The 12,016-nt window shown below is 38.3% G+C and carries 10 protein-coding genes; 4 read left to right on the forward strand and 6 right to left on the reverse strand.

Features of this window, described 5'->3' with window-relative positions; all coding sequences use genetic code 11:
* The first annotated feature begins 156 nt into the window (after positions 1-156).
* Positions 157-1,215 carry a 4-oxalomesaconate tautomerase gene (locus PSF42_RS01040; protein ID WP_272679291.1) on the forward strand — a complete coding sequence of 353 codons (1,059 nt, stop codon included), beginning with the start codon at positions 157-159 and terminating at the stop codon, positions 1,213-1,215.
* Positions 1,216-1,253: 38 nt separating this feature from the next.
* Here the strand turns inward: PSF42_RS01040 and PSF42_RS01045 are convergent, their stop codons facing one another.
* Positions 1,254-2,393 carry an AAA family ATPase gene (locus PSF42_RS01045; protein WP_125890861.1) on the reverse strand — a complete coding sequence of 380 codons (1,140 nt, stop codon included), beginning with the start codon at positions 2,391-2,393 and terminating at the stop codon, positions 1,254-1,256.
* A complete protein-coding gene (locus tag PSF42_RS01050; protein WP_272679321.1) occupies positions 2,390-3,100 on the reverse strand; it encodes an RNA ligase family protein in 711 nt (236 codons plus the stop codon). The genes PSF42_RS01045 and PSF42_RS01050 overlap by 4 nt, the downstream gene beginning before the upstream one ends.
* A 347-nt stretch (positions 3,101-3,447) precedes the next feature.
* On the opposite strand from PSF42_RS01050, the gene PSF42_RS01055 reads away from it, so the two are divergent.
* A complete protein-coding gene (locus PSF42_RS01055) occupies positions 3,448-4,227 on the forward strand; it encodes an LEM-3-like GIY-YIG domain-containing protein (RefSeq protein WP_272679292.1) in 780 nt (259 codons plus the stop codon).
* A 100-nt stretch (positions 4,228-4,327) separates the two neighbouring features.
* On the opposite strand, the gene PSF42_RS01060 is transcribed toward PSF42_RS01055, so the two are convergent.
* Complete coding sequence (locus PSF42_RS01060) at positions 4,328-5,644, reverse strand: CitMHS family transporter (RefSeq protein WP_125890860.1); 1,317 nt, start codon at positions 5,642-5,644, stop codon at positions 4,328-4,330.
* A gap of 541 nt (positions 5,645-6,185) precedes the next feature.
* On the opposite strand from PSF42_RS01060, the gene PSF42_RS01065 reads away from it, so the two are divergent.
* On the forward strand, positions 6,186-7,277 hold the full coding sequence (locus PSF42_RS01065; protein WP_125890859.1) for an NADH:flavin oxidoreductase/NADH oxidase: 1,092 nt from the start codon (positions 6,186-6,188) through the stop codon (positions 7,275-7,277).
* Positions 7,278-7,330: 53 nt separating this feature from the next.
* Here the strand turns inward: PSF42_RS01065 and PSF42_RS01070 are convergent, their stop codons facing one another.
* The 3 genes from PSF42_RS01070 to PSF42_RS01080 all read right to left on the reverse strand — a co-directional run bounded on the left by PSF42_RS01070 (position 7,331) and on the right by PSF42_RS01080 (position 10,865).
* Positions 7,331-7,651: a hypothetical protein gene (locus tag PSF42_RS01070; RefSeq protein ID WP_213913320.1), complete on the reverse strand. Its 321-nt coding sequence runs from the start codon at positions 7,649-7,651 to the stop codon at positions 7,331-7,333.
* 230 nt (positions 7,652-7,881) lie between these two features.
* On the reverse strand, positions 7,882-8,754 hold the full coding sequence (locus PSF42_RS01075) for a DMT family transporter (RefSeq protein ID WP_125890857.1): 873 nt from the start codon (positions 8,752-8,754) through the stop codon (positions 7,882-7,884).
* Positions 8,755-9,392: 638 nt separating this feature from the next.
* Positions 9,393-10,865, reverse strand: a complete 1,473-nt coding sequence (locus PSF42_RS01080; protein ID WP_102139301.1) for an anion permease — start codon at positions 10,863-10,865, stop codon at positions 9,393-9,395.
* Between the two features lie 639 nt (positions 10,866-11,504).
* Between PSF42_RS01080 and cutA the strand changes: the two genes are divergently transcribed.
* Positions 11,505-11,852 carry a divalent-cation tolerance protein CutA gene (gene cutA, locus PSF42_RS01085; protein WP_125890855.1) on the forward strand — a complete coding sequence of 116 codons (348 nt, stop codon included), beginning with the start codon at positions 11,505-11,507 and terminating at the stop codon, positions 11,850-11,852.
* Positions 11,853-12,016 lie beyond the last annotated feature (164 nt).

Here is a 12,016-nt window from a genome sequence, read left to right on the forward strand (position 1 = left end):
AAACCGACACGACGGGCACAATCATGATTGTGCCCTATTTAACAACAAAACAAGGCGGCAAAACAAAGACATCCCAAGGATGCATACTTCAGTATGTGACTTGAGGGGCTGAGTGTAGCAAACACAGCTACAGCGCGAAATATGATGGGTAAACAGATGAAAAAAATCCCTTGCACACTAATGCGTGGCGGAACTTCAAAAGGCGTTTTTCTATTAGCTGATGACCTTCCAACTGATATTCAACAACGTGATGAACTGATCCTCGCTATTATGGGTTCTGGCCATGCTTTGCAAATTGATGGCATTGGTGGAGGCAGCCCACAGACCAGTAAAGTCGCTATTATTAGCCCTTCCCCCCACCCTGATGCCGATATTGATTACCTATTTGCCCAGGTTTCTATTACTGAACGTCTTGTTGATACCGCACCGAATTGCGGAAATATTCTTTGTGCAGTGGGTTCTTTTGCTATTGAAAAAGGATTGGTGCCGGTCTCTGGTGAGACAACCACCGTCAGGATCCGCAATGTCAATACGAATACTTTCATCAACTCTAGGGTACAAACCCCTGATGACCATGTAACTTATGAGGGAAATACCGAAATTGCTAGCGTACCTGGCCGTGCAGCGCCTGTAGCACTGACATTCTTAAATGCTTGTGGAACAAAAACAGGGAAATTGCTCCCTACAGGCCATGGAATTGATACTATTGAAGGTATTGATGTCAGCTGCATTGATATGGCGACGCCTGTGGTGTTAATTGATGCCCCTCAACTCAACAAAACAGGTTATGAAACTGCGGAACAACTGGAGTCCGATGCCGAGTTTATGCAAAAGCTAGAGGCTATTCGTATAAAAGCAGGGGCAATGATGGGGCTTGGTGATGTAAGTAAAAAAGTCATTCCTAAACCCATATTGATTTCACCTGCCATTCACGGTGGAACAATTAATGTCCGCTATTTTATGCCGCATAAATGCCATGGCGCACTTGCCGTCACTGGTGCTATCGCCATTGCCACAAGCACTATGCTCCCGGACAGTATTACTCAGCAATACATTCAGTCTGTTGATATGAGCAACATTTCCATTGAGCATTTAAGTGGTAAATTTGAGGTATCATTAAGTCAACAAGGCAACTCACCGGAAGGGCTTCAAGCTTCAATTATTCGAACAGCAAGAAAACTGTTTGAAGGCAACGTATACGTTCCTTCAAACTAATATTAGCCTGCCTCTTATCTAGAGGCAGGTGATGAATTTTATTTTTCGGCAAGTAACGGCTCAAAATTACCATCAATATAATAGGAAACTTGATGAGCTTCATCAGGCGTCGGCAATTCTAACTTCCCTGCCATTTTCTCCATAACTTGCTCCGGTACCGCATATTGACGTTGTTGATTTTGTTGCCGCCACTGTTTAAATGGCACTTCCAAGTAAACTAAATGGATTTTGGCTTGATAGCGTTCAAATAAGCTGATCATGGTTCCCCGTAAAGAGGCACTCAATGACGTCGCATTCCAAATAAAGTGGGTTTTCGTGCGTAACAATCGTTTTGCTTGCTCTTTCGCTTGCTGAGCGACCCACCCTTGTGCATTTTTATCTGCTGGGTTGATTTTATGTTCTCGGCGAATATCATCTAAACACACGACTGCCGTTTGTGGGTAAAACCGTTTGATAAAATGGTCTTTTCCCATCCCCGGCAAGCCACATAACATTATCACTTCACTTCCATTTTCTTCAAAAGGCTGGTAATCCGTAGTGCCCTTTTGATGATGAAAATACTGGAAGCGCCCAGCTGGTGACGCAAATGATTTAGGTTGGTCCCAACAACCCTGCTCACGACAGAATAGTTCAAATAGCTCGATTCTGACCAAAAGTTCCGCTTTATCTTCACACGCACGGCCCATCGCATCCGCTTTCGCTAACAGACATAATAAAGACATTTCAACCCGCAAAGATGCGGCAAATAACGTGCGCTCAGGATCTGGCTTTTCCATTAACCAAAGCGGTAAGCCATGGAATCGAACTAAAGCCGCAATTTGTTCACGAATAGCAAAGGGCGTTTCTATTTGTCGAAATAATATATTTCGTACAGATAACTCACCTTTTTTGGCATGTCCAGGTGAATGGATCCGCCCCTCTTCATCTTCTTTTGTCGTACTGCGTTTTTCGACGTCATGCAGCAAGGCTGCCGCCCAAACGATTTGTTGTTTAAGCTCAGGAAGCTGTTGATATTCAGGCAAACCTTCTAAAGCCGCTAACACCATTTGGGTGTGAATAGCCACGTTACCTTCCGCATGGTGCAAACGGTCTTGCGGCACATACTGCATATCACGCACAAAATCGAACTGTTTTTCAAGCTGTGTCCAATCACGACATTGGGTTAATTGCCAACTCATGGCTGTTCTCCTTGTAATTCAAAGGCCAGCTTGGCTCTCTGCCAATGCCGCTTCCAGTGGATATCCGTTTTAACATGGTTTTTACGCACATATTTGAAAACATGCGCCATAAAATCATCCACATGAAAACCTTGGCTATCGCGGCTCACAATACCTTCCATGCTACAGGCTTCCCCTGTATGAGTATCACACGCAATAAATTGGCTATCTAATGATGCAGCAGTAATTAATGAACTTGCATATTCTTGCTTGTTCATGTGTTTACTGAGTGATAAATCTAATTGAGGGACGGTTGGAAAATCAAATAGAGCTGCATAAAATTGCACCTCTTCCCAACTGAGCCAATACTCCCCCTGCCTCACCGCAAATACATAGAAGTAATCTTCAATATGTTGATATTCAATGGAATGTATTGCGTAAAGATTCTCACCGAATAGTTCAATATCCCCTAAATCATCTTTAATCAGCTGCCAACGTTGGCGAATTTGCTGGCCCCATGCTGATTGGGTTGGTGCTCCATGAGAGCGAGCAAAAACCCCGTGACGGTTTAAACAATTATTTTCACCATCCAGTTTTTCTGTATGAACCAGTTTGTCTATATTTTGGATGTGCGACCACCAATCGCTATTGATGCGATCATCACTCGTCGTACCTGGGGAGAACGGATAGTGATACGTTCTACCATACTTTCTTGATTGCATATTCATCATGCTTTCTCTAAAGAAATAGAAATAACCACAAATCTTTTTGCTAGATTTGCGTCTTTAATTGTTGAGAAATCAAGTGTAGGTATTACATATCTATTCCGAGTAACGGCCTCATTTTTACTTAGCTAAGGGTCAAAATTAGCGAAATTGAAGGAAAACAGTTGAATTTTAGTCTAATTGTCAAGAAGAAGACTATCAATTTATTCCTAATTTAGCTCTACACACAAAAATCACCTACTCCCTATTAATCTAGAAGCCCAAATAAGCCTATTTGTTTAGTTTATCAGTGAATTGAAACCACTTGTTAACCTGTATAACGTGGTTTTCAAAAATATTGGAGTAACTTAATGACTGATTTTGATAAATATAAAACAACCTTGAAAAAGTTAAAATACTACGTATACGCATTATGCGAGCTAACAGATGAAGAGCGTCGCCCTTTTTATATAGGAAAAGGAGTGAATGATCGTTGCTTACAACACATATACCAAGCTATTGATATAAACTCAAAAGAAATAGATAAAGACCTAGTTGAAGAATTAAATGAGAAAAAAGAAAAAATAGAGAAATTACACAAGCAAAATAAACTAGGCATTGATATTTTACGACATGGCATGGATGAAGATACCGCATTTGTTGTGGAAGCTACTTGTATCGATCTACTGGGTGTCGATAGCTTAACAAATAAAGTGAGAGGCAAAACAACTAAACTAGGACGATTGAGTTTAAACGAGATACATGATCTACATACTGAACAACAAGTTGACATTAAAAAAGAACATTCCGGTTTAGCCTTTCTTTTGAACAAACTCTATAAATCAGGTATGGATGAACTTTCTTTATTTGAAGTAACCCGTGGGGTTTGGGCTAATATCCCAAGAAATGACAGTAATATCAAATACGCCTATGCAACTTATAACAATATCATTAAAGAAGTTTATGAAGTACATGGATGGGTAAAAGCAGGTACACAGCAATATTTTACTCGAGACAATATTAAACGTGATAGTGATAGGTGGGAATTTATCGGACGTAAAGCTGAAGACTCAGTGCGTAAACTTTATGTAGGAAAGGTAATCAATAGAGATAGGAGCTACGGAACACCTTTCGTTAAGGTTGGATATTAATCTATCATAAATAGTTATAAAGATGAAAAAATAATAATCATCTTTGGATAATACTTGAGAACATCTTTCAATGTTCTCAAGTATTTAAAAACAGAAAAACCTAGTAAAGACCGATCACTGAACCAACTGCTAACAAAAAGAAACTAAACAACCAAATCCAACCAAACGAATAACGTAAGTGGCGCCCCATATCAATTCCAGCTAATCCCATTGCTAACCATGCTGCTGGAGAGAATGGGCTCACGAAAGTCCCTGCGTTGTTACCTATCGCCATCGCATAAACAACGGAAGATGGGTCAACACCAACTGTGGCGGCAATTTGTTGAATTATTGGTAGTAAGGCAAAATAGTAAGCATCGGTACTGGTAAAAATATCCATCGGCACGCCTAAAATACCGACAAAAATATGGACTTTAGAAACCCATTCTGTTGGTAAAATAGCGGTTAAGTCTGTTGCAATTGACTCAAGCATGCCACCTTCAGATAAAATACCTAAAAATGCTCCTGCCGCTAAGATAATGGCAACCATTCCCAATGCTTGTGGCGCATGGGCTGCCAAAATTTTCATTTGGTCCCTAGGGTTAGGGAAGTTAACCATCAAGGCAATGGAAAGTGCGATCATAAAAACATAAGGTGCAGATAATAAACCAAATGCTAAACAGACAACAGAGGCGACAATTAACCCACCATTGATAAGTGGTTTCTTAGGTTTTTGTACCGTTTCGGTTATATCGGCAGTGTCATCACTAACAGGTAACAAAGAATCCATTTCATATGGTGTTGTTCCTTTCAAACTCGCTGCGGCAATGCGTCTTTTCTCACGAAATCCCATTAACGTAGCAAATACCACTGCTCCCCCCATACCAATGAGTTGTACTGGGATCAAATGTTGCCATAAGGTCGAAGCATCAATGCCAGTGACAGCCGAAGCACGGCCTAACGGCCCGCCCCAAGGCACCATATTCATGACCCCCATGCTGGCACACATCAGCAGCAACATGAGATATGGGCTCATCCCCAGTTGACGGTATAAAGGTAATAATGCAGGAATGATAATTAAAAATGTCGCAGCGCCTGAACCATCTAAATGGACAACTCCTGCAATTAACGTTGTCATAATACAAACAACAATAATATTCCCACGCGTCATTTTAACCATTAAACGGATCAATGGATCAAAGATATGCAGGTCTTTCATTAAGCTAAAAAATAAAATCGCAAATAAAAACATCGCTGCGACTTTTGAAACTTTATTAATTCCACTTTCAAAGAATACTGAAATTTCAGCAACCGAATAACCAGCAAATAAAGCACCAATAAAGGGAATACAAGACATTGCGATAATTGGGCTAACTTTCCCCATCATCAATAATGTTACTATCGATATAATGATTAAAATACCAATAATTGTCAGCACATCAACTTCCTTCTTAGAATTATATTTTTCAGGTGAACACAAATTTCAGCTTGGCTCGCATTAGCTTAATAAGCATATTTCTTATATAAATCATTTAATATAACCGCAAGGAATATTTTATATTTTTGCTTCACAAACAATGTATTAATCATTATTTAAATTATCATTTAAAATAAAAAAATAGTTTTATTCTCTATTAGAACCATTAAAACCATAAACAAGCATTAACACCACTCTGGCGTGGGAGTTATTATTTTATTTATAAGTTACAGAATTATAACAATCAAAAATCAATGATTATTATAATATTTTATTTTTTCTCTTATTTTTTTATATTTCCTCCCTCCTTTTTCATCATGTTACTAGGGAAATATACTTTTTATGATTTTGGTCAAATATTCAAAAATTCGCTTGATTTTCTATTACCAATCCGCTGTAAAAATAAAATTTGCCCCGTAATACCACACCATCTCACAAAAAAACTTTGGCAAACTCAGTATAATATTAAAATAATTTAAGTTTGCTAATAAGGAATGTTCCAATGAGTCGCCTTTTTTCACCTGCATCAATAAGCCAAGTTTCGTTGAAAAATAGAATCATTGTTCCCCCGATGTGCCAATATTCCGCAGAAAATGGCATGCCAACCGCTTGGCATAACGCCCACTATATGAACCTTGCTTTATCAGGGGCCTCCTTAGTGATTGTAGAAGCCAGTGCTGTTGTTCCTGAAGGGCGTATTACCTACAAAGACTTAGGCTTATGGAATGACGAACAAATGGTCGCCATGCAGAAAATGCTCAACGATATCAGACATTTTTCAGATGCGCGTTTCGGGGTACAAATTGCTCACGCAGGTAGAAAGGCATCAACCGAGTTACCTTGGTTAGGGGGTAACAGTATCCAGCCTACACAACCCAATGGTTGGCAAACTGTTGCACCATCAGCAATCGCTTTTGGTGAGAACGCAATCCCACATGCATTAACGATTGATGAAATTTTACAGGTCAAACAGCAATTTATTGACGCCGCCATTCGTGCTGAAAAAGCCGGTTTTGACGTTATTGAGATCCATGCTGCTCACGGATATTTACTGCATGAATTCTTATCACCAATATCAAACTTGCGACAAGATGAATATGGCGGTAATTTTGAGAATCGAAGCCGTTTTCTGGTCAATATATTCCATGAAATCCGAGAAGCGATTAATCCCAATATCGCTGTGGGTGTGCGAATCTCTGCTACTGACTGGATTGATAATGGCTGGGATGTTCCTGAATCTATCGAACTTACTGAACGGTTAGAAGATTTAGGTTGCGATTATATTCATGTTTCTTCCGGCGGGCTTTCATCGAAACAACAAATTCCATTAAGCCCGAATTACCAAGTACCATTAGCACAAGCGATCCATGAACAAAGTATGATGCCCGTGATTGCTGTAGGTCTGATTACAGAGCCGTTGCAAGCCGAAGCGATACTTGCAACCCATCAAGCTGATTTTGTCGCTATTGGTAGGGGGATCTTATTTGAGCCGCGATGGCCTTGGCGAGCTGCGAGTGAATTGAATGAACAAATAGACGTTGCGCCACAATACCGGCGCTGTGCCCCACATCAATTTAAGCACTTATTTAAGTAAAGTAATAAACTCGCAGCTATTGTTAATTGATAATAGCTGCGAGTCATAAATTATTAACGCGCGCTAGTCGAACACTGTTGCACAAATTCAATCATGGTTTTTTGGAATTCAGGCTCTGCAGTACCTGATTTTTCTATTTCCGCATCCATACGTTTAAACTCAGCTAAACCATATTTTTCAATTGTTTTATCGTAGGCGCAACCACAAATTGCACTGACTGCATTTGCTGTTTCACCTTGCGGGTTTCCTGATGCAACCACACAGGTATTCACAAAATTCTCTTTATATTCAGCAATTTCCGACTTTTCATCAGAACATGCAGACAACACAACCATTGCTCCTGCCATACCTAATATTAATGCTAATTTTTTCATTTTATGCCCATTTCCTATTTAGCTTTAACTAAGATGATAATAATAAACCTCTATTATTCCTAGTTCACGCTATTTTGGATATCTTGTTTATGTTTTCAATACCATTAATCTTAATTCACCAAATAAGACGCTCTTATTAAGATTAACATCCCTATCACTGACTATTCATATTAATCATAGCTGTTTTCTTATAAAAAATCTGTCTTGTCCCATATTTTATTATGTGTATTTCACCTGGGCAATGAGTTAGAACAACGCCATCGATAATAGAATAATGATGATAAAATTAGCACACAGCCAACAATTTGGATAAAAGGCATTCTTTCACTGTACCAAATAGCCGCTACAAATACAGTCATAACAGGTTCAAGGATCATAATAATTGCCGCATTTCCTGCTGTGGTATTTTTTTGACCAATCAGCTGTAATACAAACCGCAAACTCGTTGCTATCACCACACTAGCAATAAACCACATTATAGTGGGTACTGTGATGCTACTTGGCCATTCTTCCAAAAAGAGTGACAAAACTAGCCCTGTCACTCCAGTACAAGCAAGTTGAATGGTCGTTAACGGCAACAGAGGAATTGTGCGAGTATATAAACTGGTATAACAAAAATAGATAGCCTGAACAATTGCAGCGCCAAGAAACCATAGTTGGCTTGCCTTAAACTCAAGTTGAGCCTTGAATAGTGTTAAACATGCCAGCCCCAGAACAGCGACAGGGAGAGCCTCCCAGAAATAACGCACAGGTTTATTTTTTAAAATTACCCATGCAACTAGAGGAACAAACAACATCGCCAGACTCATGATAAAGGCCCCTTCGCCAATTGAGTCTGTTATCGCAACTGCGTGGATCCAAAGCACCATATTTAATGACATCCAACCGCCAGTCATTAATATTTTGGGTAATTGCTTTACCGCTATTCTATTTTTCTCGCCCCCACAAAAAGGGGCTAAAATGATGGCTGCGAATAAAAAACGGCTACCAAGAAAGGCAAATATTGGCATTCCCTGCACTGCTTCTCGGGAAAACACCCATCCCCAAGCCGCAATTATCGTGGTAAGCACCAAGAAAAACTCTGCCTTTCTTTGTGAATACATGTGTTCCTCGAACGAATTAAATGACCCTCTACTACATCATACCTACTTTTTCATGTAAACCAATCCCATTTATAGCCTTTAACTCCGAACGTTCCAAATAATAATATCTCGTTAAAAAATGATAAATATGACCTTAAATTAAGCGTTATTTCCTCTTAATAACGGTAATTTTTCTTCCAAGCTGGCTTTTTTCTTACTAAATAGATTAAGTCTCATTTCAAATACGATAAATGAGGAAGTTTGCATGCAAGCCCATCAATTTTTCTTTTTATATGACCTGAGATAATTAAGGTAAACAAACAACTACCAGTCTTACTGATTGAATTTACATCTTCAGCTTAAGGGAAGGTCATAGTATGGTTATTCAAAAAACATTACCGATAGATAACGATACAATCAAAAAAATTAAGATTGCGATCAATAAGAGAAAATATGCGCATGCGGATGAAATAAGTTTGTTATGGCAACACGCATTAAAATCGTCGTCAGTCTTCAGTTGGGGAAAAGTGATGCTGATTTCGATAATTAGTGGTTTGGTTGTTACAATAGCCACTTATTTATAGCATGGGGTTTTAAAAGAAGAAATCGAGCTAATAGCCCGATTTCTATTAAATATCTTTAATCACTAATTTAGCTAATTACCAGTAACCTAAGAACTTCCACCAAACGCTACCAATAAAGAACCAGATGGCTAAGTTAACGACACTCATAACAAAACCGGTTTTCCACCACTCGCCTAATGTGGCATAGCCAGAACCAAAGATAATTGGTGCGGTACCTGTTCCATAATGAGTGAGTGACATCATTAATGATGATGAGAAAGCAAGCGTTAATGCTAATAACATTGGTGGTGCACCGAGAGATAATCCCGCGGCTAAAAATGCAGCGTACATTGCGGTAATATGCGCTGTTGTACTGGCAAAAAAATAGTGGGAATAAACATAGATAAGAACAAGGATCAACATCCCCCATACCCAGCTAATTCCCATACTCGCAATGGCTCCCTCGACTGAAACTGACATCCATTTAATTAAGCCTAATTTTCCTAAGAAAGATGCCATCATCACTAAAGCAGAGAACCAAACTACCGTATCCCAAGCCCCTTTATTTTTTAAGACATCATCCCAATTGATGACACCTGTTGCTAATAAAATACTTAAGCCAATAAATGCTGCTGTAGTTGCATTCACACTGTATGCAGGCCCAAAGATCATTGCTGGTACACCTGCCCACATCAGTAATAGCAACCCAAAAACAGCTAATGTTAATTTTTCAGGTAATGAAACTGGCCCTAATTGCTGTAAACGTTCTTTGGCAAAATTAGGCGCATCCGGCGTAGAGGTGATTTCAGGCTTGTACATCAAATAAATGACCAACGGCATTAAAATCAAAGAGATAATGGCTGGTACAAATGCGGCAATAGCCCACATTCCCCAAGTTAGCTCCCCTTTTTGCCCTAACTCACTGACAATCAGGCTGACTATCAGTGGGTTTGGGGCTGTTGCCGTAATAAACATTGCAGACGTAATCGGGTTAATATTGTAATTGACCAAAGCCAAATAACGACCGATTTTCCCAGCAGTACCATCATCCGCCTTAGACCCAAAACTATCAGCGATAGAACGCATAATTGGGTGAATAATTCCCCCACCTCGAGCGGTATTACTTGGTGTCACAGGAGCCAATATTGTTTCTGCTATTGCCAATGAATAAGCAATACCCAATGTTTTTTTACCAAATAAAGAAATGACATAATACCCTATCCTTGCCCCTAAACCTGTTTTGTTCAAGCTCATGGAAACCATGATAGAAATACCAATTAACCAAATTAAGTCATTAGAAAAACCACTTAATGCATCCGCAATTGCCCCTTTAGTTGATTCAGGATTAGTGACTCCAGTAACTGCAACTAATGAAATTGCGACAATAGAAACTCCGCCTATTGGTAAAGCCTTACCAATAATAGCAGCGATTGTGCCTACAAATAATGCTAAAAGATGCCACGCATTTGGATTAACACCTTCAGGAACAGGAATTAAGAACCAAATAATTAATGTTATTGCAACTGCGATTAATGTTGGAACAGGTTTTAAAGGTGTTAGTTTATTCATAAGGTTTATCCATACACGTTTAAAGATGGAAATACAGAGTAATTTCAGTTATATATTCTAATTTTATCTTTAGGTTAACAATATATAGCTAAAAAACCTTGATATTTATCAGTACGTAGATTCTTTTATAATACAAATTCACGTTATTTTGTAACGGGACGTAATATATTATTTCAGTAATTAATCTTTCATATTTTTTGCATAAAAAGGTAAGCCTACCCTTAAATGAATAAGGGTAAAAATAAAGTTGGGTTTATTATTTGTTCTATTACTCGGCTAGCAGCACATGCACTCACATTTATCTCATAATCTAATTTGTTTCTTAATATACTAAAATTTCAATTATTTTTATAGTTTGCCCTCAATTTATGCTTGCTGAATCGAATTAATAAAATAAAATCAAGAAATACTCTAAATTATATTGAATATATAAAAAATTATAACAATGGCAGTTTCTGAGCAAAAAACACACAAGCCACCATTGGAACGATGCTTCATCCTTAATTATCATTACTTATTATCTAATCTAATCATGCTAAAAAACACTTATAGTGATTATGCTTTTTTCAATAAAATTTTTATTCCTAATCTAAATATGAGCAACAAAACACATCCAAATATGACTAAGAAGGAAATGAAATGTCCACTAATGAAATTTATACCACAAATGCAAAAAGCCCATGTATTGTGTTATGCACGACGAATAGCCATGAAAACGCAATTAAAATTACCCAACATTTACTAGCCAATCGTTTAGCTGCATGCGTTTCTCTACTTCCTGAAATAACATCAGTTTATCTATGGCATGATAATATCACGCAAGATAAGGAGATTTTGCTTTTGATCAAAACGACCCAAGGAAATCAACTCAATTTGTTTAAGGCAATAAAAGAAATACACCCATATGAAACTCCAGAGCTCATTCGCTTAGACCCAAGCCAAGTGGAAGATAATTACTTACGATGGCTGATTAGCTCCGTTAAATAATAGGTATTAATCTGAATTTAATAACAATAACGTTATAAATTGTGAGCTAGAATCGTTTTGTATAAATAAATTTAACTGGTCGGCTATGGTTTACCGAAAATTAATGCTATATAAATAAGCTCGCTTTATATTTATTTTCCCTCCTTTATATTTGGAGGTTTTTT

This window comes from Providencia sp. PROV032 (assembly GCF_028484875.1).
GTDB lineage: Bacteria > Pseudomonadota > Gammaproteobacteria > Enterobacterales > Enterobacteriaceae > Providencia > Providencia rettgeri_E.